Origin of the sequence: Streptomyces cyaneochromogenes, from assembly GCF_003963535.1 — a bacterium.
GTDB lineage: Bacteria > Actinomycetota > Actinomycetes > Streptomycetales > Streptomycetaceae > Streptomyces > Streptomyces shaanxiensis.
Window position 1 is genome coordinate 4,799,047 of the sequence record NZ_CP034539.1, and the last position, 23,746, is coordinate 4,822,792.

Below are 23,746 nucleotides of genomic sequence, written 5' to 3' on the forward strand. Positions count from 1 at the left end.
GGCGAGCGGGGAGGGCCGACCGGACGAGCGGACGGACGCCGGTGACGGGAGAAACACTCAGGGCCGGAACTGACTGATCAGTTCCGGCCCTGAGTCTTCAGTAGCGGGGACAGGATTTGAACCTGCGACCTCTGGGTTATGAGCCCAGCGAGCTACCGAGCTGCTCCACCCCGCGGCGATGACTCAACAGTACCCCATCCGCAGGACCGAAAGCACACGGCTTTCCCTCGACGCCGCTGATGAGAGCCGGATCACTCAGTCCGGCAGGTGCCCGTTCGGTGCCTTCGCCCGGTCCTCGTACTCCGGCAGGACCACCACCTGAACGCCCTCCCCCGCCAGCATTCCGCTCCCGTCGGCCCCCGCCACGAACGTGTCCGGCTCCCGCCAGGCCGTCACGACCCGCCGGACCCCGGCCTCCAGGATCAGCCGCGCGCACGGCACGGGACGGGAGGCACGGCGGGTGCACGGCTCCAGGCTGCTGTACACCGTCGCGGACGCCAGCCGTGGATCACCCGGCGCGATCTTCGCGAGCGCCGCCTCCTCAGCGTGCACCGCGGGATCGCCGTCCTCCCGGGAGTACCCGCGCGCCAGCTCGGTCCCGTCGGCGGCCACCACCACGGCCCCGACGCTGAACGCCGTCTGAGACGGCGGGCACTGCGCCGCCAGCTCGCACGCCAGCGCCAGCCAGTGCCGGTCCGCCGCGGCGGGCAGGTCACCGGCGCCGGGCGCCGTCGGCTCGTAGCGCATCAGTACGACGTCCTCGATGCGCCGCGTCTCCAGCAGGCGCAGCCGCCCGCCCTGGTACCCGCCCGGCCCGAAGAGGCGGGGCGCGTCCGGGTCGCCGACGAACAGCGGCGCCAGCACCAGCTGCAGCTCGTCCGCCAGCCCCTGCTGGAGCAGCTGCGTGTGGATCGTGCCGCCGCCCTCCACCATCAGCCGCTCGACGCCGCGCACCTCACGCAGGTGCCGCAACAGACCCCGCCAGTCCAGCTCCGTGCCCAGCGCGACCACGTCCGCAGCGACCGGCTCCCGCCGCAGCCGCTCCGCGCCCTTCTCCGTCGTATAGACGATCTTCTCGCCGCCCGTGTGCCAGAAGTTCGCCGTCGGGTCCAGCTCGCCGGACGCGCTGACCGTGACCTTCAGCGGATACTCCGGCCTGCCGGAAGCCACCCGGGCGGCCCGCCGCTCGGCCGAGTTCACCAGCAGCCGCGGGTTGTCCGCCCGGATCGTGCCGGCGCCGATGAGGATCGCGTCCACGGAGGCCCGTACCTCGTCGACCCGGTCGAAGTCGGCCGGGCTGGACAGGAGCAGGCGCTCGGGGGTGGTGTCGTCGAGGTAGCCGTCCAGGGAGACGGCGGCTGACAGCAGGACGTAGGGGTACGACGGCATCGGCGCGCTCTCCGGCTCGGCGGTCTCGGGCTTGGTTAAAGTTTGAAACAAACTTACACTGGCAGCATGACGACCCGCTGGCTCACCCCCGAGGAGCAACGCGCCTGGCGCGCGTACATCGGCGCCGCCCTCCTCGTCGAGGACGCGCTCGACCGGCAGCTCCAGCAGGAGGCCGGCATGCCGCACATGTACTACTCCATCCTCTCCACCCTGTCCGAGTCCCCGGAACGCCGACTTCGGATGACCGATCTCGCGGAACGGCTGAAGATCACCCGCAGCCGGCTGACATACGCCGTGACGCGACTGGAGAAGGACGGCCTGGTGCGGCGCGAGGACTGCCGCTGGGACAAGCGGGGCAGCGTGGCGATCCTCACCGACGAGGGGATGCGGGTCCTGGAGGGCGCGGCGCCGGGCCATGTCGAGACCGTACGGTCACTGCTCTTCGACCGGCTGACCCCGGAGCAGGTCGGGCAACTGGAGGAGATCTTCACGGCGGTCGGCGAGGGGTTCCAAGGGGGCACCGCACAGGCCACCGGGGATGACGTGCCGTGGCGGCGGCGCTCGTCCAAGTCCTGTTCTTGACCCGTCGGCCCCGTTCATGGCCCGTCGGCCCCGTTCGTGACCTGTCGGCCCTGTTCGTGATCTGTGCGACAAACCCATGAAGCGTTTCTGAAGTTGTTGCTTCAAATTTAAAGCATGGGGTAGGGTCCTGATCCGAGGAGCTGCTTCAAATCTGAAGCAGACAGCCCATGTACGGAACCCGGAGAACCCGCATGCCCGACTTCACCGCCGCCGCCACCCAGCGCGCCCGTGTCCGGGTCCCGCTGCGCTTCCAGGACGGCTACCGCGCCGACGCCGAACTGGTCACCTTCCACGGCCTCGCCGACGGTCAGGAACACGTCGCCGTCGTCCTCGGCGACCCGGCCCCCGGCACCACCCCGCTGGTCCGCCTCCACTCCGAGTGCCTGACCGGCGACGTCTTCGGCTCGGCCCGCTGCGACTGCGGCCCCCAGCTGCGCGAGGCCGTCGAGCGCATCGCCGAGCGCGGTGGCGTGCTGCTGTACCTGCGCCAGGAGGGCCGCGGCATCGGGCTCTACAACAAGCTCGACGCGTACGCCCTCCAGGACCAGGGCCTCGACACCTACGCCGCGAACGCCGCGCTGGGCCTGCCCGAGGACGACCGCGACTACACGGCGGCCGCCCAGATGCTCACCGCCCTCGGCATCGGCGCACTGGACCTGCTCTCCAACAACCCCGACAAGGCCGACCAGTTGCGCGACCTCGGCATCGAGGTCCGCGACCGCGTCCCCACCGGTGTCTTCGCCACCCCGGACAACGTCCGCTACCTGCGCGCGAAGGTCCTGCAGACCCAGCACACGCTGCCGCTGGGCGACCTCGCGGGGCTCAACGTGGGCTGAGCGCACGCAACAAGAAGGGGCGGGCGTCCGAACTCCGGACGCCCGCCCCTTTGTCGTGTGTACGACGGTTACGGCGTGACCTTCTCGATCGTCACCCCGCCGACGCCCGCGGTCGTCCCGCGCGCGTTCAGCAGCCGTACCTCACCGAAGAGCTGCCGGCCCTCGGGCACGGCCCGCGCGACGGTGATGTTCGCCGACGCCTTCGCCGAGTCGCCCGTGCCGAGCTTCACCGGCGTCGACTCGTCGACGGTGACCGAGCCGAGCGCGGAGGAGAAGAACGCGTCCCGGTAGTCGAACGCGGTCGAGCCGGACGGCACCTCGAAGCCGATGACCTCGACGGTGTAGGTCCCGGCGGCCGGGTTCGCGATGGAGACGGCCTCCTCGGAGTCACCGTCCGCGGACTGGCCGACGAGCTTGCCCTCGGCGTCGTACACGTTCAGGTCGAGGTCGGAGCTCAGGTCGGAGACCTTGCCGATGGCGACGTCCAGGGACGTGGTGCCCTCGGGCACCTCGACGGTGCTGGTCTGCGTCGCGCCGTCGGCGATCGTCGGCCGCGCGGTCTTCGAGGAGCCGAGCGCGCCGCCCTTCAGCTTGCCGTCGACGGCCTGCAGCTTGTTGGTCACCGTCCAGTTGGCGGCGACCGGGGTGCCGACCTTGGCCTCCGGCACGGTCACGGCGGCCGGGTCGAAGGACGCGGCGTAGACCGTGGCGTTCAGCTTGTACGGGTTGTCCAGCAGGGCAGACGTACGGCGCACGTCGACCTCGATCTCCCAGACGCCGGGCAGCGGGTCCTCGTAGGAGGCGATGTCCGTCGTGTCGGGGTCGTTGTCGGGGGCCGTGACGCCGTACGGGCTGATGGCGCTGAACTTCGCCAGGCTGCCCTCCTTCAGTCCGTCCAGCGTGACCTGGAGCGACTTCGCGCCCTCGGGAACGGTGACGAAGTAGGACTTGAAGTTGTTGCGCTGCACCGAGCCGGAGGCGGTGAAGGTGTGCTGGACCGGCGTGGAGACCACGACGGTGTTCAGGATCTGCTTGTCGACGCCCGCGGTCCTCGGGTCGTCGGCCTCCAGGATCACGCTCTTGATGCCGGCGTGCTTGGGCGCGGCCTGCAGCTTGACCGTCACCGCCTTGTTCAGCGGCAGGTTGACGACCTTCGGGCCGGCGATCGAGAAGGTGCGGGCCTTGTTGTTCGCCAGGCGCAGGGTGTGCGGGAGCGAGCCGGCGGGGCCGGACGTACGGGTGATGGTGACGTCGTACGTCTTCTTCTGGCCCGCCTTGAGGCCGCCCTCGCGGTCGTAGACGCCCGTGCCGAAGCCCGGCGTCTTCAGGGCCTGGTCGAGCGCGGTGTCGACCGGGGCCTTCACGGCGTAGTCGTGCGCGGTGGCGCCCGCCTTGATGGCCTTCCAGGCGCCGGCGACGTCCATGAGGCCGGCACCCTCCTCGTAGGCCTGAAGTCCCTCGATGTGCTTGGCCGTTGAGGTGAGAGCCGTGCGCAGCTTCTCGGGCGTCAGCTTGATGCCCCGCTGCTCGGCGGCGGACAGGAGCAGCGCGGACGAGCCCGCGGCCTGCGGGGACGCCATCGAGGTGCCGTTGTACATCGCGTAGCCGGCCGGCAGCTTCCAGCCCGCCTCGGCGATCGGGGCGCCGGGCATCCAGGCCGGGATGGTGCTGACCGCGGAGCCGGGGGCGACGATCGTCGGCGTGAAGCCGCCGTCCTCACGCGGGCCGCGCGAGGAGAAGTTGAACAGCTGGTACTCGTTCTCGACGCCGGTGCCGTAGTTGGCGGCGAAGGTCTCCTTGGAGACGCCGGCGCCGACGGAGATCACCTTGTCGGCGAGGCCGGGGTCGCCGATGGTGTTGGCGCCCGGGCCGGAGTTGCCGGCGGAGATGACGAGCTGGACGCCGTAGGTGTCGATGAGCCGCGTGTACATCTCGGCGCGGGCGTTGTTGCCGTCGTTCAGCGGGGGCAGGCCGCCGATGGACATGTTGACGACGTCGACGCCGCGGTTGGCGACGAGGTCGATCATGCCCTCGGTGAGCGCGACGTTGGAGCAGCCGGGGCCGAAGACGCAGGCCCGGGACGACACGATCTTCGCGCCGGGGGCGGCGCCGTTCATGTTCTTGCTGCCGAGCAGGCCGTTGGCGGCGGTGATGCCGGCCACGTGGCTGCCGTGCGAGCCGGCGGTGAGGCCGATGTTGACGAAGTCGGCCTTCTTGCCGACCCAGTCGCCGCCCAGCGGGTCCATCGGGACGTCCTTGCGGACCTCCACGACGAAGTCCTGGGTCTCGGGGATGTCCGTGGCGGGGTTGTCGGTGCCGAAGTGGCCGACCTGGTGGCCGTCCTTGTACGGCTTCATCGGGGTGTCGTCGGTGAAGTCGCCGTTGTCGTTGACGTCGACGGTGACCGTGCCGGCGGTGGGGTTGTACAGGACGCCCCAGTCGTCGGTCTTGTCGCCGTCGCGGTTGACGTCGCCGTCGGCGTCGCCGTCCTTGGCCTCGCCCTGGTTGGTGACGGCCTCACGGAAGGTGCTGATCTGGTACGAGCCCTCGGGCGCCGTCCAGCTCTTGCCCCCGAAGGTGAAGGACGGGCCGGAGACGGAGGTGGTCATCGCCCGCCAGGTGCCGTCGCCGTCGACGATCGGGTCGGTGGCGGTCACCCAGTCGACGATCTTGCGCTCGCCGGTCGTCGTCTTCTGCAGCGCCGGGCTGGCGAGGTCGACACCGGTGTCGAGGACACCGATGGTGACGCCGCGCCCGTCGGCCTTCGGGTTCTTCTTCACGAAGTCCACGGCGCCCGTCTCGAAGGACGGGTTGTACGGGTTCTTCGCGGGGGTGTTCTCGTCCGGGCCCGGGTAAGTGGCCGCGGTCGCGCTCGACTTGGTGCCGCTGTCGAGGCTCGGCTCTTCGAGGGGTATCTCGTCCCGCAGGTCGATGGCCTGCACGGAGGAGAGCTTCGCGGCGGCCGCGATGGCCGAGTCCGCCTTGCCGGTCGGCACGGTGGCGCGTACGTAGCCGAGCTTGTCGTACGTACGGCCCACGGAGCCGCCCTTGATCGCGTCCAGCTCCGCGGCGACCTTCTCGGTCTGGCCGGGCGCGGTGGCGATCATCATCGTGACGGTCTTGTCGCGCTGTGCCTTGGCCTCCGCGAGGAGGTCGGCGTCGTCCGAACCGAGCTTGTCGTGGGCGGACTTGACGCCGGGGTCGGCCGCGGTGGCGGTGGTGCCGTCCGCGGCGAGGGCGAGGGGTATGGGCCCGGCCGCGGAGAGCGCGGCGACGAGGCCTGCGGCCACGGCGATACGGGCAGCGCGTTTCGCGCCCGATATCGGGGCCGAGTGGGGGGTGGTGGGCATGGTGATCCCTGGTGCTGAAGGAACGTAGGCGTCGGCGGCCGGAACGAGCACCTTCGACCGCCGCGGTCCGGATAGTGATCCCGGATGATCGCCTAGCTTTCCTCAAGGGACCGATTTCTGTTGATAGTTCACGGAGGAGAGATCGTGGACTGGCACATACTCGCCATACGCCACGAGGGACTTAACGGACCATGCTGTGACATTCCTGTGAGTCGGCAGGGGTTGCTGGGGTTTCTGGTGAGCCAGGGGCCTGATGAGTCGTGGCCTGTTGGGTCACGGCCCGGCGAGTCACGGCCTGGTGGATCACGGCCTGGTGGATCACGGCCTTGCTGAGTCAGACCGTCGGCTTCACGGCCCGGACGATGGCGGAGTGCATGCCGTCGGCGACGGCGTGCGTGGCCGTGATCTCGACATCCGTGAAGCCGGCCGCCTCCAGCCCCTCCCGGTACTCCGCGAAGGACAGCGCGCCGGCGATGCAGCCGACGTGGTCGCCGCGCTCGCCGCGCTGGGCGGGGGTGAGGGTGTCCTCGGCGACGACATCGGTGACGCCGATCCGGCCACCCGGCCTGAGCACGCGGAAGGCCTCGGCGAAGACGGCCGGCTTGTCGACGGACAGGTTGATGACGCAGTTGGAGATCACGACGTCGATCGTGGCGGCGGGCAGCGGGACGGCCTCGATGGTGCCCTTGAGGAACTCGACGTTGGCGGCTCCCGCCTTCCTCGCGTTGGCGAGGGCCAGGGCGAGCATCTCCTCGGTCATGTCCAGCCCGTACGCCTTGCCGGTCGGGCCGACCCGGCGGGCGGAGAGCAGGACGTCGATGCCGCCGCCGGAGCCCATGTCGAGGACACGCTCACCCAGGCGGAGTTCGGCCACGGCTGTGGGGTTGCCGCAGCCGAGGGAGGCGGCGAGGGCCTCGGCGGGGAGGGTGTCGCGGTCGGCGGCGGCGTAGAGGGTGGAACCGAAGTTGTCGTCTACCTCTACGGGCTCGGGTCCGCAGCAGGTGGAGTCACAGCAGGCGGCGGAGCCGCCCTCGGTGACCTTCAGGGCTGCGGTGGCATACCGCTGACGGACGGTTTCGCGCAGGTCGGTGGGCTGGTCGCTCATGACTCACTCCTGGGTTGCCGCGAACGGGTGGATGGCCGCTACCGGGCTGCATTGAAGTTCTTCGATGCAGCTGACTCCAACGTTGCGCCTTGAATCGAAGGATGTCAACATAGAAGTGTGTCGAAACAAGAGCTGGAAGTGCTCGGCCAGGACGCGGCCGACGCCTGCTGCGCGGGCCTGGCCTCCGCACCCCTGGCCGAGGACCGGGCCGCCGAGCTGGCGAAGCTGTTCAAGGCCCTGGGCGATCCCGTGCGGCTGCGGCTGCTGTCGATGATCGCCTCACGGGACGGCGGCGAGGTCTGCGTGTGCGAACTGACCCCGGCCTTCGAGCTGTCCCAGCCGACGATCTCCCACCACCTCAAGCTCCTCCGCCAGGCCGGCCTCATCGACTGCGAGCGGCGGGGCACGTGGGTCTACTACTGGGTGCTGCCCGACACCCTCGACCTGCTCGCCCAGTTCCTGAGGACACCGCAGGCCGCCGGAGCGCCCGCGTGAGCGCGCCACTGGCCCGGCGGGCGGCGGCCGAGGCCGTCGGTTCGGCAGCCCTGGTCGCGGTGGTGGTCGGCTCCGGCATCCAGGCGACCGAGCTCTCCCGTGACGTCGGAGTGCAGCTGCTCGCCAACTCGCTGGCCACCGTATTCGGCCTGGGCGTGCTCATCGCGCTGCTCGGCCCGGTCTCCGGCGCCCACTTCAATCCGGTCGTCACGCTCGCCGCCTGGTTCACCGGCCGACGGGGCGGGGACGGTCCGACCGGGCGGGACGTGGCCGCGTACGTCCCCGCACAGATCGCGGGAGCGATCGGGGGCGCGGTGCTGGCCGACGCCATGTTCGCGCGACCGCTGGTCCAGTGGTCCACGCACGACCGCTCGGCCGGTCACCTGTGGCTCGGCGAGCTCGTCGCCACCGCCGGGCTCGTCCTCCTCGTCCTCGGCCTGACCCGCGTCGGCCGCGACCGGCTCGCCCCCGTGGCGGTGGCCTCGTACATCGGCGCCGCCTACTGGTTCACGTCGTCCACGTCCTTCGCCAACCCGGCGGTGACGGTCGGCCGGGCGTTCACCGACACCTTCGCGGGGATCGCGCCCGCCTCGGTCGGCGGGTTCGTGGCGGCGCAGCTGGTGGGGGGCGCGCTCGGACTGGCGCTGGTGGCGGTGGTCTTCGGGCGGCGGGGGACGGCCGTACGGGTGGAGACCGCCGCACCCCGGGAGGCGCCGGGCGTCACCGCGCCCACGCTTCCCTGACCTCCCTCGGACAACCGCGACCGTGACCCGGACAACCACCACCGCTGCTCGGAGACACACGGACCCGCCACCCCGAAACGCACGGACCGTCACCCGGAAACACACAGAAGGCCACGTCATGAGCCCCAGCTCCCCCGCCGAGCGCCCCTCCGTCCTCTTCGTCTGCGTCCACAACGCCGGCCGCTCCCAGATGGCCGCGGCCTTCCTCACCCATCTTGCGGGAGACGCGGTCGAGGTCCGCTCGGCCGGCTCGGCGCCCGCCGACACGGTGAACCCCGCGGTCGTGGCGGCGATGCGGGAAGCCGGTATCGACATCTCCGCGCAGACCCCGAAGATCCTGACCACCGAGGCCGTCCAGGCGTCCGACGTCGTGATCACCATGGGCTGCGGCGACACCTGCCCCGTCTTCCCCGGCAAGACCTACCTGGACTGGACGCTGGACGACCCCGCCGGCCAGGGCGTGGACGCCGTACGGCCCATCCGTGAGGAGATCGAGCGACGCGTCCGCGCGCTGCTGACCGACCTCGGCGTGACGACCTCTACGGCCCCCTGAGCGCCGCTCAGCCCAGCTGAAGCCGGTCGATCAGCCCGGCCGCGGTGAATTCGTCCACCAGCTCGGCGCGGCCCTCGGTGAAGTGGGCCCAGCTGTCGAAGTGGACGGGAACGATCCACCGCGCCCCGAGTATCCGCGCGGCCTCCGCGGCCCGGGCGCTGTCGAGGGTGAGCAACTGGCGGTCGAGGATGTCGCCGCGAGCCGCGCCGGCGAAGAGCACGGCGGTGTCCACCGGCCCGAACCGCTCGGCGATCTCCTTGACCGGCCCGAGCTGGGCGTTGTCACCGCTGACGTACACGGTGGGCAGACCGTCCCCGGCCAGCACGAACCCGACGACCTGCCCGATGACCGGTTCGAGTTCCTCCCGCTCGCCCGGGCCGTGCAGCGCGGGCACCCCGGTCACGGTGATCGCGCCCCCGCCGGGCCGCCCCACCTCCACGGACTCCCAGTCCTTCAGCCCCCGAGCGGTACCGCCCAGCCGTCCCGCCCCACTCGGCGTGGTCAGAGTGAGCGGCACATCGGCGAGCAGGGCACGGCCGGAGACGTCGAGGTTGTCGGGGTGCTCGTCGTGCGAGAGCAGCACCACGTCGATACGGCCGAGTTCGGCGGGCGAGGCGGAGGCGGCGGCGGTCTTGGTCAGCGCGCGACCGCCACCCAGGGGGTAGTCGCCGGGGGCGTCGAAGGTGGGGTCGGTGAGGAGGCGCAGGCCGCCGTACTCGATGAGGGCGGTGGGGCCGCCGAAGACGCGGACGGAGACGGGGGCGGGGACCTGCTCGGTGGTGGTGCGGGTGTCGACCATCGCCAGACCTCACGTTTGATAGGGATCGCATCCGTGAGACACAGCTAACCGCGCCTCACGGATGGATGCAACCCAAACGTGAGAAGCCACGTGTCGCGTGCCCGGGAACTCGTCGATGCGAACCGGGCCGCCGAAGGTGACCGACGGGACGGCGGCGAGGGCGATGGGCGGGACGGCGCGGGTGTTCTCGCCGGTGGCTGGACTTCGCCGAACTCTGACATGCGCACGCGCATCCGGAGCGACAATGGCCGCTCGGGCCCCAGGGTGATCCAACGACGCGCAGGGACGGAGTTCCGTATGACGAGCCGGGGGGAGTCGGACGGGCTGAGGATCGCCGAGGCGCTGTCGTACGTGTGCCGGCGCCGGGACCGACTGGCCGCGCTGCTCCACGAGGACGGCACCGCCTTGCGCGCCCTCGAAGCCGCGGTCGCCGGCCCCGTCGCGGACGACGCCTCGCTCTCCCCCCTCCTGGACACCCTGCACAGAGCGGTCCGCCGTGCGGGCGACCCGTTCGGGGTGTACGGCGGAACGGGCCGCAGCGTGACACCGGCGGGTGTCGGTGATCTGGACGTCGTGTACCGGTGCCCCTTGCAGTTGTGCACCGGCCGCTCCGGCCACGAAGTCGACGGCGATCCGCCGAACTGCCGGTTCGCCCCGCAGGGGACGGCACTTGTCCGGGAGAGGCTCCCGTAGTGGGAGGGCTCCTGGGCGAACTCGGCAAGAAGCTGGCGGAGCAGTGGCTGACCCTCCTCGTCCTGCCGGGCGCGCTGTATCTGGCGGTCGTCGCGGCCGGACACACCCTCGGGCACGGTGCGGCGCTGGACGTCGGGCGGCTCACCCAGGCCGTCTCGGCTGCCGCGCGGGATCCCCAGGTGACCACCGTGGGCGGACAGGTCGTGCTGCTGACCGCCGTCCTGGCCGGTGCGGCCGCCGCCGGCCTGGCCGCCCAGGCCCTCGGATCCGCCGTCGAGCGTGCCGCCCTGGCCGCCGGCTGGGCCGCATGGCCGTGGCCGTTCGGGGAGTTGGCCGAGCGCCGCACGGCACACAGGCGACGCCGATGGGACGCGCTGCGGGCGGCGTACGAGGTTCTACTCACCCAGGAACGCGCTCCGCGTCCGGCCGACCGGCCCAGTCCCCTGGAGCGTCACCGTGCGGCCCGCAGGTGCGAACGCGTCTCCGTGGAGCGGCCCGAGCGGCCGACCTGGAGCGGTGACCGCATCCATGCCGCCGCGGTCCGGCTGGACCGGGACACACACATCAGCCTGCTCGTCGTCTGGCCGCACCTCTGGCTCGTGCTGCCGGAGGAGACACGGCTCGAGATCGGCAGGGCCCGCGCCGCGCTGACCCGGGCCGCCGTGCTCGGCGGATGGGCACTGCTCTACCTGCCCCTGACCTGGTGGTGGTGGCCCGCGGCGCCACTCGCCGCCACGCTCGTGACCATTTCGGCACGACGCCTGCGTACCGCCTCGGACACCTACGCCACCCTGCTGGAGGCATCCGCGCGCCTTCACCTGACGGACCTGGCCGTCAAGCTGAACATCGGGGAACTGCCGGTGGGCCCACGGCTCGGTGCGGCGCTCATGCGACAGCTGAGCAGCCCGGTTCCCCGGCCGGATCCGGCCCCGTAGAACTGGTCGGAACCGACGCTGCAGAGGGGTCGGACACGACCCCGTAGAGCCGTGTTCGCCACCGCCCCGACGGCATTGTGCTCCCGTCAACTGTGGGACAGACTACGGCGCATGGCACAGGCGGGGCACTTAGGAACAGCGGACGACTCCTCAGGTGAGGATCGTCGCGTCTTCCTCCTGGGGTTCGATGCCGACGGACGTGTCGTCATCGCGCGGAACAACCCGGATCACGCGCGCTACGTCGTCATCCTCATCCCCGGTGTCGGCGCGTGGCCGTCCGGCCTGGACCCGCTCCTGCTCCGCGCCGAGGTCCTCTGCCGCGAGCTGTCCTCGACACCGGACGACGACGCCGTCTCGGTCATCACCTGGGTCGACTACAAGGCACCCGCGTCGCCCTCGGACGCCCGCGATCCGGCGTTCGCCGCGCAGGGGGCGACCCGGCTGGCCCACTTCATCGTCGACCGCCGGGTGACGGCGGAGGCCTGGGGCCGCGGGCCCGGCCCTCAGCGGATCACGGTCATCGGGCACGGCTACGGCGGACTCGTGGCCGGCTTCGCGGCACGGGACCACGGCATGGACATCGATGCGCTGGTCCTCCTCGGCTCCGCGTCCGCGGGGACCGAGACCGCGAGCGGGCTGCGCGTCACGGGACCGGTGTACGCGACGTCCCCCGAGGTCAACGGCGACGGCACGCCCCACGGCGTCCACGGTCCCCGGCCGGACTCCCCCGGGTTCGGCGCCATCGTGCTGCACCCCGGACCGCTGTCGTACGGAGGCGATCCGACGGTCCGGTATCTGTCGTCGCTGAAGAAGATCATCCTCGGGACTCGCTGACCTCCCTCAGGCCCCGTGCGCTGACCTCCCTCAGGCCCCCGTATACAGGTGCGCGGCCCACAGCGACGGCGTACGGGGGTACAGGTCCCGCTGCCTGCGGGCGGCGCGGTGCAGCGCGTGCGCGGCCCGTCCGAGGTCGAGCGTGCCGTCCCGGGGGTCGCGCAGCGCGGAGTAGAAGTCCTCGGCGATGTCGACGGCGACCTCGTCGTCCACCATCCACAGGGAGCCGACCACTCCGGGGAAGCCGGCGAGCTGGAAGGCACCGGCCAGGTGCAGTGACTCGTCGAGGAGACGACCGGCGGCGTTCAGAGCGGTGTGGCACGCCGAGAGATAGGTGAGCTGGGCGTCTTCGAGGTCGATGCCGGCGAGGCTGCCGACGGTCAGCGGACTGTGTTCGTGGTCGTGCAGGAGGAGCCTGCTCGCCGACGGGTCCCGGTGGTCGTAGTCGCCGTGGCAGGCGAAGTGCACCACGCCGCGCCCGGGAAGCTCCGCCAGCACGAGGTCCCGGGTGGGAAGCGGCCTGCCGTCGTCGGCACCGGACGCCGCGTCCGGGTCCGGGTCCGGTTCGATCAGCACCAGGGGATCGGGGAGCAGCCGGGCGAGCGCCTCCGTCTCGGCCTCGACGTACCGGAGCGGCCCGCCCTGCGGCAGCCCGGGGGTGGTGGGCATCGCGACGACGAGCGAACGGTCCGCCGCCCCGGCGGCGGACCGGCGTCGACGCGCGTGCCGCAGGGCCCTGATGGTGGGGGTGTACGAGGACACCACCCGGTCCATGACCGTACGGCGGGCCGGCGAGACCGGGTCGTCGTGGTGACCGGCCGCATGCAGGGGCAGCATGCCCAGGCGACCGCTGGGCGCCCACCACAGACGTGGCAACGTGATTCCCTCGGCCGGAGTGGTGTCGTGGCCGAGGGCTTCGAGAACCGGCCCGGCGGCGCTGTCCCAGAGCCACTTCAGTATGTCGCCGAGGGCGGCCTGGGCGGCGACGCGGTCCGCGTCCGGATCGGTGGCCTCGCGCAGCGCCACATGGAACGCGTTGACATTGTCGATCACCGCTCGCGGTGTCAGCGCGGGCAGGGACAGCGCGGTGACGCCGTCCGCCGTGAGCAGCAGGGCATGGCTGTGCCAGTCGTGGAGGACGAAGGTGACGACCGGTCCCGGCCCGGCGTCGGACCGCAGTTCGTCGGCGGTGGGCGGCAGGGCGAAGCCGGCGAAGCCGTCCAGGGCACGGATCCGGCCGAGCAGCGCCGTCATCTGTGCGGCGGCGTCGACGCGGTCGTCGGGCCGGCGCGGGCCGGCGTTCCCGGCGTGAAGAGGCTCGATGTCACGGTCGAGGCTCTCCCTCAGCCCGGCGAAACGTGCCGCGAGTTCAGGGTGGACGCGGCGCAGCTCGGCCAGGTCGCTGCGGGCGTCGAGGGTCTGGCCCAGCAGGACCGCGCGTCCCGCCTCCAGCAGGGAGAGCGCGCGCTGCGCACGCTCCGGGAGCGGCCGGGTCGTATCGGCCAGCACGGCGCCGGCGGCACTGTCCGCGAACTCGGCGACGGATGCGATGGCGTACTCCTGATCAGCGCGCCCCATGCGGTGCGAGGCGAGTTCGGGCAGCAGCAGGACCCCGGTCTCCAGCAGTTCGGCCTCCAGAGCGGGATCCGTGTTGTCGATCAGGAGCGCGCCGAATCGGGCACCTTGGATGCGCACCGTCGGGGGCGCCGTCTCGCACCGGACCAACTCGGTGAAGAGACGCAGCGCTTCTTCCTTGTCCGCGGGAGCCTTGCCACGGATGAACCGGGACCGTAAGGCCGCCGCCGTCACCAGCAGGGTCGCGGGGCGGTAGCCGTGGTCGGCGGAGGCCGCGTCGAGGGCTTGGCGTCCCGTGTCCACCGCTTCGTCGAGATCCCTCCTGTCCCCGACGAAGTCGAAGCGGGCCTCGAGGAGATGGCACAGGTTGGAGAGGGCCTGGACCCGGTCCTCTCCGTCCCCGGTCGCGCGTTCGAGGGCACGGCGGCCGAACTCCAGTGCTTCGTCGAGATCGGCCGCCTCCCTGTTGCGCTGGAACCGGAAGTGCAGGGCATTGCTCAACGACGCGAGGTACAGGGCGCGCTGGGATCCCTCGGCGAGGGAGGCGTCGACGGCCCCACGCCCGGCTTCCACCGACGCGTCGAGATCCGCCCGCCGGCCGGCGCGCTCGTAGCGGAGCCGGTACGCGAAGCTGAGGGCTGCCAGACGCCCTGCCCGTCCGGCGGCGTCCGGGGCCGTGGCCTCGACGGTCCGACGTCGTGCCTCGACCAGTTCATCCGCGTCGGCCAGCGAGCGCGTCCGCTGGAAGCGATCCCCGAGGCAGTCGGCGAGCTGATCCAAACAGTCCGCGTGCTCGGGACGGCCGCCGACGGCGATTCTGACGGACTGTCCCTCACCTGCGGCCCTGACGGCCCGTCCCCCGGCAGCGGCCCCACCACCGGCCTCCTCCGGACTCCCGCTGGGAATCCCGCCCGGACGCCCGCCCGGAATCCCGTTCGGACTCCCGTCCGGATTCCTCAGCGCGGCCGTGTCGGCGGCACGGCGGGCGAAGCCGACCGCCTCGTCGAGGTCGGGCAGCGATCTTGTCAGCCGTGAGCGGCGGAGCAGCACCTGCGACAGATTCCGCAGGGCGGTTCCGAGCGCGTCGTCGGACGGATCGTCCGACGCCGCTACGGCCACCCGGCCGAAGGCGACCGCCTCGTCCAGATCCTCCCGGTCTCCCAGGCGGTCGAAGCGGATGAACAGCGAGCTGCAGAGGTTGGCCGCACACGCCGTGCGCCCGGAACCGTCCTGCGCGGCTTCGAGCCCCTCGCGCTCGGCGGCTATCGCCCGGTGCAGATCGTCGAGCGCCTCCTCGCGTTCGTAACGCCGGATCAGCGCGGTGGACAGGGCGCGCAGCCGTGCGCACCGTTCGGCATGGCCGGCGGCGGTCACCTCGACGATCAGCTGCCGAGCGGTGACGGCCGCGTCAAGATCCTCGGGCGTTGCGAGCAGTTCGAAGCGCTTCCACAACGCGGTGGCGAGGGCGATCAGAGACAGCTCACGATGAAGGTCGTCGTCCGCCGCGTCCGTGACGGCTCGACGGCACGAGTCGATGGCCTCGTCCAGGTCTGCCGCCCCGTTCGTCTTCTCGTGGCGCGACAGCAGCACGGTGCCGAGGTTCGTGAGCATCAGCGCCCGCGCGGAACGGTCGGCGTCATCGACGGACTCGACGGCTTGCCGGGCCGCGTCGACCGCTTCGTCGCCCTCGGCGGCCGCGCCGGTCGCCCTGAAGCTCTCGTTCAGCGTCCTGCTGAGCTCCAGGAGGAGAGGTGTGGGCCGGCGGACGTGTGGCGGTGTGGCGGTGGCCGCCCGGCGCAGTACGTCCATCGCCTGTCGCAGATCCGCCCGGGCGCCGGTCAGGTCGTACCGGGAGCGCAGGGCGCTGCCGAGCTCCGCGAGGCGCGAGGCCCACTGCTCCTGCCCCGCCGGGGTCGCCTCGACGGCCCGCCGCAGCGCATCCACGGCCTCGTCCAGATCCGCCGCCGACCGGGTCTGCCGGAACCGGCTGTGGCAGGCCTCGCCCAGGGTGGTCAGATACCTGGCCCGGTCCGGATGCGCCGCCCCGGCTTCCACGCACGCACGGCCGACCCGCACCGCCTCGTCCAGGTCCGCCGTCCGCCGCCGATGCGCGAACGCGCTCCGCAGAGCGGTGCTGAGGTTGTTGAGCATCGCCGCGCGGTCGGGGTTGTCCGCGCTGGTGGCGGCAAGCGCGCGTCGGGCCACGGTCGTCGCCTCGGCGAGATCCTCCCAGTCGCCCTTGAGACCGAAGCGGGCCTGCAGCACCGCGCCGAGATTCGCCAGCATCGGGCCCTGCCCCGGAAAGCCCTCGGCGGCCTCGACGGCCCGTCGCGCGACCGTCACCGCCTCGTGCAGATCGGGCTCGGCTCGGGTGCGGTCGTAGCGTCCCTTGAGCGCGGCGCCGAGATTCGACAGGGCCATCACCAGGTGACGGCGTTCCGAGGCGATCTCCACGGCCCGCCGCCCGGTGGCCAGCGCGCCGTCCAGATCCCGTGGGTCCCCGGTCCGCGAGAACCTCATCCAGAACGCGCCGCAGACGATCGCCAGACGGTGAGGCCGTTCCGGATGGCCTTCCGGCGTGGCGTTCACCAGATGGACCCAATGGTCGACGACATAGGAGAGCAGGGTCGTGTCGGAGCCGGCCGAGGCGTACTCGAGCAGATCGAGCAGGCGCGGTGCGGCCCTGTCCGCCAGCGCGGACAGCAGCGGTTCGGGCAGTTCCCACAGCCCCATGGTGATCGCGGCCGGGGTGAGCTGCTCCAGAGCCTCTTCGAGCACCGCCTGCTTCCGAAGCCCCTGAGGCAGCGCCTGGAACTGATACCACTTCAGCCAGCCCAGCGCGTGCCTGGCCTCTGTGTCCGTGATCCCTGACTCGCCCGTGCCCGTGCCCGTGGTCCCGGATTCGTCGAGATCGCGCTTGATCTCGGCGGCCATGGCGTCGAGGCCCGGCGTCAACGCCAGTGACGGATCACCCGAGTTCCCGATCCATCGCAGGGCCTCCGCCAACCGGCCCACCAACTCGTCCCGACGCCGCATCGGACCCCCTAGTCGCAGCGGCCTCCGATCGTATGACGCCGGCCCTCTACACGGATATGGGAAGGCAACCGTCCGTGATGGCCTCTACCGCATCATGGCGCTCACACATCGCTCACGCAGGACCTCCCGCTGATCAGCAGCAGCTCTCGTGTCAGCGGTGTTCGACATGGCGAAGGTCCGCGCGAACCCTTCCGGGACCACGCGGACCTCCTGTCGTCTGCCCGTCGGCACCAGGCTCAGCCGGGTGGTTCGGTTCCTGCCGCGTTCGACGGTGTCGGTACGACGCCGGGCAGCGGAGCCATTACCCAGTTCCCGTCCTCCCAGGCGACCGTCTCCGTGACGCGGACGGGTTTGTCCTCCGCACGTGCGGTGCCGGTCATGTCGACCCTCCACGCCCCCTCGAACTCCGAGGTGCGGCTCCATCGGACGTCCCACTGCTGTCCGCCGTATGCCTTGATCCGGGCCCGGGCGTCCTTGTCGCCCTGAGGGTGGGCATCGAGAAGCCGGGCGAGGCCGCTCTCGTCCGACTCGTTGAGGAACTCCACGTAGTCGTGCAGGAAACGGTCCTGGTCGGCCAGGTCTGGGGACTTCGCCTCAGCGCCGTCCCCGCCACCGCACGCGGTGAGCAGTACGGCGCTGAGCATGGCCATGAGCAGTCCGGCGCGACGCTGTCGCGGCCGGCGGCCACGCCTGTCAGGTGCGGAAGGTGTAATACTTCGCATTCGGGTACTGCGCTCCTGTACACGGTGATCATGGAGTGGTCTTTGGACCGGTTGCCGGTGAAGTCCATCTGGAGGATGTCCCCGATACCCAACTTGTAGACATTGTCCAGGAGTTGTAGCTCCTCCAGTACTTCTCGGCGTACTTCGCCATGTCGTTGTAGTCGTAACCCGCCCGGACGAGGGCCTTCTGGCTCGTCGCGGCTCGGGAGCAGATCACCGAGGAGCAGGCGCGCGACGCCGTCAGGTGGGTCTCAGACAGCCAGGGAATCAAGCACGATGCTCTCGTCCAAGCAGCAGGATTCATCGGTCACCCGGACGCGCCGAATGTGACGCTCAACGAGGCGATCGAGCACTATGGGGGCGACCCGATCAACTTCACCCTGTACATGGTGATGCTCTGCGGCGGCCTGGTCGCGACGGTCGGCGACGCCGATCCGGATTGGCTCAAGCAGTTCGATCTGCCGGCATGAGCAAGCCGAAGGCTCTCCAGGCGGAGCGTCCCCCGGCGCATCCGCTCACGCATCGCCCACGCACAGCCCCGAAAACGAAACAGCGCCCGACCCGACCGAAGCCGACTCAGGCGCTGCACAGCAGGTCAGAGGGGGGTACCCCCGTCACCCGCGCGGTAGGCCCTGTGGGACTCGAACCCACAACCAATGGATTAAAAGTCCTGGCGGGATCTTGCCGGGTGGTTCCGGACGCTTCTTCGGTGTCCGGAACCACCTGGTCAGGACAGCTGCGGCTCGTTACGCGGTCTCCTCCGTGATGACCTGTGCGACTCCGTCCGCTCACGCATCGCTCACGCAGAAGGACGTGTTGACCAGTGCGTTCGGCAGGTTCAACTGCTCCTGCACAACGCCCACATCGTCCTGACCGAAGTGCTCCTCGCTTCGTCGCCCTAAGCCGCGGGGGCGTTCTCGTCGTGGAACGGAAACTCATGCCGCAGTGGGCTGCACTCGAAGGCGAGTCGCACATTTGTGCTGGATCCGCTCAGGCTGAGGCTGCCCCCGGCGTGGTGAAGAGCCTGTCTCACGCCGAGCAGGACATAGAAGCTGGCGCTGTCGCACTGGGTCACCCCGTACAACACCAGCGTCACATGCCGGCTGCCCTCAGCCAGCACGACGGAGACCAGTTCGCACAGTGCGGGGATGCTGGCGGAATCCAGCTCGCCGGTCACATGCAGCGTCATAAAGAAGCAGGGGCCGGCAGGCACCCGTCGAAGCGACAGCCGTTGACCACCGCGCGGCTCGACATCCATCAGGGGTACACGCCCTCGCGGTAAGAAATGCCCGCGTCGCCCCACGTCCCAGGCCGCCACACGAGGGGCGAGTCATACCGCATGCGGGAGACGAGATGTCCGCCCGGCACGACCTCGACCGACCGCACACCCGGGCGGCCCACTGCCCGTGGACAGGTGTCCCAGACCGCTCCCACGGCCCGGTCGGTCTCGGACACCGTCCGCGGGCGCGCCTCCTCCATCAGCCGGCTCGCGGTCGACGTGCCCGGTGGATCGCTCGCGGCCGCCATCAGCCACGCGGCCGAGACGGGAGGGGTCTGCCGCAGGACCACCAGGAGGCCCCAGCGGCCCATATGGCGCGAGAGCGGCAGCAGTTCGTGCAGGGCCTGCTCGGGCAGGAACCAGCCCACCATCACCACGTGCCCGGCGACAGGCACCTTGCGCTGGACGACCGACCAGTGGATGGGATGTGCCGTGACCTGGGTGATCCGCTCCCACGAAGAGTCCAAAGCGGCGGTCAGAGAAAGGAGTTCCGCCCCGAGATCGCGGCAGCGGAACCACCCGGCGCCGTCCAGCGGAGCCAGTGCGGAATCGACGGGAACCAGCGACCGACGAACCGAGGACGCGGAGGAACGGCAAGCAGCCTCGAATGTCGGCGAGAAGGAGATGGTCGCAGTCATCACGAGCGCGGACCCTGCCCCGGGCCGGCTGTGACCGGCCCGGCATATTCGATCGCCGAAAACGACACGGGCGTGGAGGCCGGTGCGCGAAATATCCTCGGTAATTTCAGCGTACCCCCGAGGCAGCGCGAACAGACCGTACGACCAACGGAGGAACAGCCCCCCGCGTCCCTACCTGCAACGCCGTCCCCGACGGCAACCATCAAGGCACACGGTCCCGGGCCAACACGACCGGACTTGGGCGACACCAGAGGACACCTTTGAAAATCCCGTCAATTACCGGCGATGGGGCCCGTCTCCTCCCTCCCGGCAGTAAGTTGACGCTCGCCCAGGCCCTCGCCGACGTGGCCACCATCGCGATCCTGCGGCAGCGCACGCTGGAGCAGTCATACGTCGAGAACAGACAGTTGGAGACCGCGCTCACCAGCCGCGTCATCATCGACCAGATCAAGGGCGGAGTCGATACGGACGACACGGTCGTCGGTGGTCGTCCGCGTCGGCGGCTCTTCCCAGACGTCGGCGTCCAGGCCGACGGGTGTGATGGGGCCGAGGCACTCGGTCAGTGCGGTATCAGGTTGGGAAGCTCGGCGGCGACGTCGCGGGAAACGGGGAGCCGGGGTCGGACATCGCGCCTGCCCGCCCGCCGGTCACTCGCGGGGGCTGTGGGGCACGCCGGAGTAGAGTGAGAGATCCGGTCCGTCTCATACCGGGAAATCGAACTCCGAGGTCGCCATGCAGTCCACGGAAAGGCCCTCGGACGGGCACGCCGAGGTTCGTATCGTCGCCGCCTCGCCCGAAGTCGCCCGTCGGGTCGCGGAGGTTCTCCGCCGTTGCTTTGCCGCCACCGAGCAGCGCAGCTACCCCGCGGGCGCCGACGGAGGGACCCGCCTCGACCTCACAGTGGACACCTCCCGCGCGGCAGAACCCGCACGGTCGTGGCTGGAGACCAGCCGGTCCGCGGAGGACGGCCGCGGGCGGATGTGAGCCGGGCTCGGGGAACGGTCCGCCGGCCCTCTCGGGGGGCGTGAAAAGTCATCGGGAGCGCTTCGCGCACCGGCCCCGAAGCCGGTGTCGTTCCCGGTGAGTGACGACGTCGGGCGGCTGTGCTCGCGCAGCGGCCCGAAGACAGGTTTGCCTGATGTCCGCGACCACCTCCCGACGTCCCCCGCCACGGACCGTTCCCTTCAGGGCCCCGACCGCGCGCCTCGCGCTGAAATCCGAGAACCCTCCCGGCGGGCCCACTGCATTGGACGGCGCCTGGTGGCTTCGCTCACGTGACCTTCCGAGCGAGCTCTCGATCCTCCCGCCCAGGACTTTCGTCAACGGGCATGCGGTGAAGGTCGGTTGGTTCACCGCTGAGCTGGATCCATACTCGATCCTTCTGCTGACCCGCACCGCGGGCCGGGAAGGACGGCACCGGCGGGGCCTTCTTGTCGTGCGGGCGGATTCAGCAGAGCGCCGTGGGGGTGTGGCCGCCGTGGTCACCGCCCTGGCTGTCAGTGCTCTGCTGATCCTGGTCGTTGCGGTGAGACGCCTGGTCCATCGGTTCGAGGCACAACACACGGGTCCCACGGCGAGCGCGATGCGCACGGGCCGGGCGGGAATGCAAGGAAGGGGCCATCGCCCGCTCGCGGCCCGGCGAGATGCTCGACTCAACTCCGGGCCAGGTTCTTCTCCATGACGTCGATGTAGTTGAAGATGAAGTGGTCCTGATGCCGTCGCTTCCCGGGGCGAAGAGGTCGGCCGTCAGGCCCCTGGCCCGCGCCGAACGCACACACCGCTTCGTCAACAACAACGACATCGTGCCCCACCTGCCACCCGAGCCCGTCTACACCCACACCCAGCTCCTGCGGTACCTCGACTCCACCGGCAAGCTGCGCGAATCCATGCCTCTGCTGGGTGGGCTGACCGACGCGCGTACGGGGGATAATCGACACAAAGGATCACCCGGACGAGTCGCCGCCGGATGAACACCCCGATGCTCTCGGCCCGATGAGCGATCAGGAAGCCGGCATGCCCGTCCGTACACAGCAGGGCGCCATACAACGTGAACAGGACCTTGCCGACCCGTGGCCCGGTCACCTTCTGGATGCCCACTCCTTGGCCGTTGCCGCCTTGGGATTGCGATTTCAGCCCGCGACCACCTGCACACCGGCGGTCCGTTGTGCCGGAGGCATGGACGTACGGTCCCACCGCGGTACGTCGTGGGTCCACGGGTACGGTTCCCGCCGCCCATGGGCCCATTCGTCGTTGGTTTCGGCGGGAGGCGGATGACCATGTCGTACCTGGTCCGGCGGGCTTACAGTGGGGCCAGGCACTGAGCGCAGTCGCGCAGCTGTCCGTGCACCGTCGGCCCAAAGTGTCGGCGGGCCGGCACACGGGCCCCACTCCCTGCCCCGCACCGGTGGACAGCCGTTCACACCGCAGCTCTGGAACCTGCGGGGCACCATGCGAACGACCGCATCGGCATCAGCCGGGATCAGAAGTCAGTTCGGTCACTGAGCCCCGGCCGGTTTCCGCCCCGTGTTCCGCCGGGATGTCCCTCAAGCCCGTCCCGGTCGTCGGAGGAATTCGTGCCGAGAACGGAGGCTCCCCGCCCCGCTTGGGGCCGGACGAGCCGGGCCGCCGGGCGCCGTGACGGCATCGCCCCGGCGGCCTTCGGCGTGTCAAGGTCCCGTCTGCGATGCCGCACGGTCCCCACCGTGCCCGTACGGTGGCGCGCGTGCGTCCGGGTCCGGCCGCACGCGGGATCCGGCCATGTGCCGCACGGCATGGGGCCGGGGACGCGGTCGCAACACACAGCCCGGACCGGGTGTCCGGCGTCGGCCGTAGCTCCGCCGTTGGGTCAGGGGCGGTGAGACGGCGGGGACGGATGGCGGGAACAAGCCGGGCGTGTCCCCGTCGGCGCTCTCGTCGTGGTTCTCTGACAGATGCGGGCTCCCTTCCCGTGAGCCGTGGGAAGCGGGGCCGTGGACGTGTCGTGTCCGCAGTGGGTCGCCCGTCACGATCTGCCGTATTCGCGCCGGCGCCGGTACTGGTGCCTCGTCGCGCGAGGAGGGGATACCCGCGTATGCCCGTTCCCCCGCTACCTGCCCTCACCGACCGGCTCGTCGGCCCGGCCGACGGTCCGGTCGGCCGGCCGCTGCTGGCCGCCCTGGGTCGGCTGACCAGTCCACTCGCCGCCGACGACTACCTCTGCCTGATCGACCCGCTGCTGTCCGCACGCCATCCCACGGGCCGTGTGACGGCTGTACGGTCCGAGGGACCGCGTGCGGCCACCCTGGAGATCCGGCCGGGGCGGGGATGGTCGGGTCACCGGGCCGGCCAGTATCTGCCGGTCGGGGTCGAACTGGACGGTGTACGGCACTGGCGGACGTACTCGCTGACCTGCCCGCCGGGCGGCGGGCGGTACGGAGCGCTCACCATCACGGTCCAAGAGGAGCCGCGCGGCACGGTCTCCCCGCATCTGGTGCGTCGTACGCCGCCGGGGTCGGCGGTGCGGCTCGGGCCCGCGCAGGGGGAGTTCGTGCTGCCGGAGCCCCCGCCTGCCCGGATGCTGATGGTGACGGCGGGCAGCGGCATCACGCCGGTCATGGGGATGCTGCGCACGCTCGCCCTCCGCCCCTCGCCAGCACCTGCCGACGTCTTCCTGCTGCACTGCGCGCCCGGTCCCGGCGACTGCCTTTTCCGCGCCGAACTGGCCGACCTGGCCGCCCGGTTGCCGTGGCTGCGTCTCCATCTGCGGTACACGCGCACCGTCGGCCGGCTCACCGCCGAGCACATCGCCGTGGCCTGCCCGGACTGGCGGGCCCGGGAGACCTGGGCCTGCGGTCCGGCCGGGCTCCTCGACACGCTGGAGGGGCACTGGGCCGCGGCAAGCGCGGCGGAGCGGCTGCACGTGGAGCGGTTCCGCCTCGTCCCCCTGGACGCGCCGGACGCCGGCGCGTCCGGCGGGCGGATGCGGCCCCGTCCGCCCCCCTGCTGCACATCGGTGAGGCGGCGGGTGTCGTGATGCCGTACGGATGCCGCATGGGTGTCTGCCATGGCTGCCTCGTCCGGCTCGTCGACGGGCGGGTCCGCGATCTGCGGACCGGTGAAGTGCACGGTGAGCCGGGCGAGTTGATCCAGACCTGTGTCAACGGTGCCACGGGTCCGCTCGTCCTCGATGTCTAGGACCTCCGA

General features: G+C 70.9%; 22 protein-coding genes and 1 tRNA gene. 14 read left to right on the plus strand and 9 right to left on the minus strand.

Annotated elements, in window-relative coordinates:
- Positions 1 to 101: 101 nt before the first annotated feature.
- Positions 102 to 175, minus strand: a tRNA-Met gene (locus tag EJ357_RS21660).
- 80 nt (positions 176 to 255) lie between these two features.
- Entirely contained in the window at positions 256 to 1,389 is a 1,134-nt protein-coding gene (locus EJ357_RS21665; protein ID WP_126399772.1) for a dihydrofolate reductase family protein, read from the minus strand.
- 66 nt (positions 1,390 to 1,455) lie between these two features.
- On the opposite strand from EJ357_RS21665, the gene EJ357_RS21670 reads away from it, so the two are divergent.
- Entirely contained in the window at positions 1,456 to 1,971 is a 516-nt protein-coding gene (locus tag EJ357_RS21670; RefSeq protein WP_126393254.1) for a MarR family winged helix-turn-helix transcriptional regulator, read from the plus strand.
- 191 nt (positions 1,972 to 2,162) lie between these two features.
- The gene (locus EJ357_RS21675) at positions 2,163 to 2,807 is read left to right on the plus strand and encodes a GTP cyclohydrolase II (RefSeq protein WP_126393255.1); all 645 of its coding nucleotides are present in this window, start codon (positions 2,163 to 2,165) and stop codon (positions 2,805 to 2,807) included.
- Between the two features lie 68 nt (positions 2,808 to 2,875).
- Here the strand turns inward: EJ357_RS21675 and EJ357_RS21680 are convergent, their stop codons facing one another.
- Complete coding sequence (locus EJ357_RS21680) at positions 2,876 to 6,157, minus strand: S8 family serine peptidase (RefSeq protein WP_126393256.1); 3,282 nt, start codon at positions 6,155 to 6,157, stop codon at positions 2,876 to 2,878.
- Positions 6,158 to 6,491: 334 nt separating this feature from the next.
- A complete protein-coding gene (gene arsM, locus EJ357_RS21685) occupies positions 6,492 to 7,262 on the minus strand; it encodes an arsenite methyltransferase (protein WP_126393257.1) in 771 nt (256 codons plus the stop codon).
- A 117-nt stretch (positions 7,263 to 7,379) separates the two neighbouring features.
- Here arsM and EJ357_RS21690 point away from each other — a divergent pair, with 117 nt between their 5' ends.
- The 3 genes from EJ357_RS21690 (at position 7,380) to EJ357_RS21700 (ending at position 9,053) form a co-directional block, all read left to right on the plus strand.
- Positions 7,380 to 7,757, plus strand: coding sequence for an ArsR/SmtB family transcription factor (locus tag EJ357_RS21690; RefSeq protein WP_126393258.1), 378 nt, complete (start codon positions 7,380 to 7,382; stop codon positions 7,755 to 7,757).
- Positions 7,754 to 8,500, plus strand: a complete 747-nt coding sequence (locus EJ357_RS21695; RefSeq protein WP_126393259.1) for an aquaporin — start codon at positions 7,754 to 7,756, stop codon at positions 8,498 to 8,500. The genes EJ357_RS21690 and EJ357_RS21695 overlap by 4 nt, the downstream gene beginning before the upstream one ends.
- A 118-nt stretch (positions 8,501 to 8,618) precedes the next feature.
- Positions 8,619 to 9,053, plus strand: a complete 435-nt coding sequence (locus EJ357_RS21700; protein WP_126393260.1) for an arsenate reductase ArsC — start codon at positions 8,619 to 8,621, stop codon at positions 9,051 to 9,053.
- 7 nt (positions 9,054 to 9,060) lie between these two features.
- Here the strand turns inward: EJ357_RS21700 and EJ357_RS21705 are convergent, their stop codons facing one another.
- Positions 9,061 to 9,852, minus strand: coding sequence for an MBL fold metallo-hydrolase (locus EJ357_RS21705; protein ID WP_126393261.1), 792 nt, complete (start codon positions 9,850 to 9,852; stop codon positions 9,061 to 9,063).
- Positions 9,853 to 10,149: 297 nt separating this feature from the next.
- On the opposite strand from EJ357_RS21705, the gene EJ357_RS21710 reads away from it, so the two are divergent.
- From EJ357_RS21710 to EJ357_RS21720, 3 genes are all read left to right on the plus strand, one after another.
- Positions 10,150 to 10,545, plus strand: coding sequence for a hypothetical protein (locus EJ357_RS21710; protein WP_126393262.1), 396 nt, complete (start codon positions 10,150 to 10,152; stop codon positions 10,543 to 10,545).
- Complete coding sequence (locus EJ357_RS21715) at positions 10,545 to 11,480, plus strand: hypothetical protein (RefSeq protein ID WP_126393263.1); 936 nt, start codon at positions 10,545 to 10,547, stop codon at positions 11,478 to 11,480. Before EJ357_RS21710 ends, EJ357_RS21715 begins: the two co-directional genes overlap by 1 nt.
- A gap of 111 nt (positions 11,481 to 11,591) precedes the next feature.
- A complete protein-coding gene (locus tag EJ357_RS21720) occupies positions 11,592 to 12,314 on the plus strand; it encodes an alpha/beta hydrolase (protein WP_126393264.1) in 723 nt (240 codons plus the stop codon).
- 30 nt (positions 12,315 to 12,344) lie between these two features.
- On the opposite strand, the gene EJ357_RS21725 is transcribed toward EJ357_RS21720, so the two are convergent.
- Complete coding sequence (locus tag EJ357_RS21725) at positions 12,345 to 16,925, minus strand: CHAT domain-containing protein (RefSeq protein ID WP_126393265.1); 4,581 nt, start codon at positions 16,923 to 16,925, stop codon at positions 12,345 to 12,347.
- 236 nt (positions 16,926 to 17,161) lie between these two features.
- On the minus strand, positions 17,162 to 17,575 hold the full coding sequence (locus EJ357_RS48365) for a hypothetical protein (protein WP_175647468.1): 414 nt from the start codon (positions 17,573 to 17,575) through the stop codon (positions 17,162 to 17,164).
- 398 nt (positions 17,576 to 17,973) lie between these two features.
- Between EJ357_RS48365 and EJ357_RS49430 the strand changes: the two genes are divergently transcribed.
- Complete coding sequence (locus EJ357_RS49430; protein ID WP_228473120.1) at positions 17,974 to 18,117, plus strand: hypothetical protein; 144 nt, start codon at positions 17,974 to 17,976, stop codon at positions 18,115 to 18,117.
- A gap of 428 nt (positions 18,118 to 18,545) precedes the next feature.
- On the opposite strand, the gene EJ357_RS21735 is transcribed toward EJ357_RS49430, so the two are convergent.
- Positions 18,546 to 18,905: an STAS domain-containing protein gene (locus tag EJ357_RS21735; protein ID WP_126393267.1), complete on the minus strand. Its 360-nt coding sequence runs from the start codon at positions 18,903 to 18,905 to the stop codon at positions 18,546 to 18,548.
- A complete protein-coding gene (locus tag EJ357_RS21740) occupies positions 18,905 to 19,564 on the minus strand; it encodes a DUF5994 family protein (protein ID WP_407698504.1) in 660 nt (219 codons plus the stop codon). The genes EJ357_RS21735 and EJ357_RS21740 overlap by 1 nt, the downstream gene beginning before the upstream one ends.
- A gap of 317 nt (positions 19,565 to 19,881) precedes the next feature.
- Here EJ357_RS21740 and EJ357_RS50530 point away from each other — a divergent pair, with 317 nt between their 5' ends.
- The 5 genes from EJ357_RS50530 (at position 19,882) to EJ357_RS50770 (ending at position 23,737) form a co-directional block, all read left to right on the plus strand.
- Positions 19,882 to 20,250, plus strand: a complete 369-nt coding sequence (locus EJ357_RS50530; RefSeq protein WP_323378040.1) for a hypothetical protein — start codon at positions 19,882 to 19,884, stop codon at positions 20,248 to 20,250.
- Positions 20,251 to 20,296: 46 nt separating this feature from the next.
- The gene (locus EJ357_RS21750; RefSeq protein WP_126393268.1) at positions 20,297 to 20,548 is read left to right on the plus strand and encodes a hypothetical protein; all 252 of its coding nucleotides are present in this window, start codon (positions 20,297 to 20,299) and stop codon (positions 20,546 to 20,548) included.
- A 728-nt stretch (positions 20,549 to 21,276) separates the two neighbouring features.
- On the plus strand, positions 21,277 to 21,534 hold the full coding sequence (locus EJ357_RS50535; protein ID WP_175647470.1) for a hypothetical protein: 258 nt from the start codon (positions 21,277 to 21,279) through the stop codon (positions 21,532 to 21,534).
- Between the two features lie 1,100 nt (positions 21,535 to 22,634).
- Positions 22,635 to 23,576, plus strand: coding sequence for a ferredoxin reductase (locus tag EJ357_RS21760; protein WP_407698505.1), 942 nt, complete (start codon positions 22,635 to 22,637; stop codon positions 23,574 to 23,576).
- Between the two features lie 17 nt (positions 23,577 to 23,593).
- Positions 23,594 to 23,737: a hypothetical protein gene (locus tag EJ357_RS50770; protein ID WP_407698550.1), complete on the plus strand. Its 144-nt coding sequence runs from the start codon at positions 23,594 to 23,596 to the stop codon at positions 23,735 to 23,737.
- Positions 23,738 to 23,746: the final 9 nt, after the last annotated feature.

Bases quoted from the DNA above. Each gene is read 5' to 3' on its own strand.
- EJ357_RS21665 (WP_126399772.1), bottom strand. From the start codon at position 1,389: ATGCCGTCGTACCCCTACGTCCTGCTGTCAGCCGCCGTCTCCCTGGAC.
- EJ357_RS21670 (WP_126393254.1), top strand. From the start codon at position 1,456: ATGACGACCCGCTGGCTCACCCCCGAGGAGCAACGCGCCTGGCGCGCG.
- EJ357_RS21675 (WP_126393255.1), top strand. From the start codon at position 2,163: ATGCCCGACTTCACCGCCGCCGCCACCCAGCGCGCCCGTGTCCGGGTC.
- EJ357_RS21680 (WP_126393256.1), bottom strand. From the start codon at position 6,157: ATGCCCACCACCCCCCACTCGGCCCCGATATCGGGCGCGAAACGCGCT.
- arsM (WP_126393257.1), bottom strand. From the start codon at position 7,262: ATGAGCGACCAGCCCACCGACCTGCGCGAAACCGTCCGTCAGCGGTAT.
- EJ357_RS21700 (WP_126393260.1), top strand. From the start codon at position 8,619: ATGAGCCCCAGCTCCCCCGCCGAGCGCCCCTCCGTCCTCTTCGTCTGC.
- EJ357_RS21705 (WP_126393261.1), bottom strand. From the start codon at position 9,852: ATGGTCGACACCCGCACCACCACCGAGCAGGTCCCCGCCCCCGTCTCC.
- EJ357_RS21710 (WP_126393262.1), top strand. From the start codon at position 10,150: ATGACGAGCCGGGGGGAGTCGGACGGGCTGAGGATCGCCGAGGCGCTG.
- EJ357_RS21720 (WP_126393264.1), top strand. From the start codon at position 11,592: ATGGCACAGGCGGGGCACTTAGGAACAGCGGACGACTCCTCAGGTGAG.
- EJ357_RS21725 (WP_126393265.1), bottom strand. From the start codon at position 16,925: ATGCGGCGTCGGGACGAGTTGGTGGGCCGGTTGGCGGAGGCCCTGCGA.
- EJ357_RS48365 (WP_175647468.1), bottom strand. From the start codon at position 17,575: ATGGCCATGCTCAGCGCCGTACTGCTCACCGCGTGCGGTGGCGGGGAC.
- EJ357_RS21735 (WP_126393267.1), bottom strand. From the start codon at position 18,905: ATGGATGTCGAGCCGCGCGGTGGTCAACGGCTGTCGCTTCGACGGGTG.
- EJ357_RS21740 (WP_407698504.1), bottom strand. From the start codon at position 19,564: ATGACTGCGACCATCTCCTTCTCGCCGACATTCGAGGCTGCTTGCCGT.
- EJ357_RS21750 (WP_126393268.1), top strand. From the start codon at position 20,297: ATGCAGTCCACGGAAAGGCCCTCGGACGGGCACGCCGAGGTTCGTATC.
- EJ357_RS50535 (WP_175647470.1), top strand. From the start codon at position 21,277: ATGCCGTCGCTTCCCGGGGCGAAGAGGTCGGCCGTCAGGCCCCTGGCC.
- EJ357_RS21760 (WP_407698505.1), top strand. From the start codon at position 22,635: ATGCCCGTTCCCCCGCTACCTGCCCTCACCGACCGGCTCGTCGGCCCG.
- EJ357_RS50770 (WP_407698550.1), top strand. From the start codon at position 23,594: ATGGGTGTCTGCCATGGCTGCCTCGTCCGGCTCGTCGACGGGCGGGTC.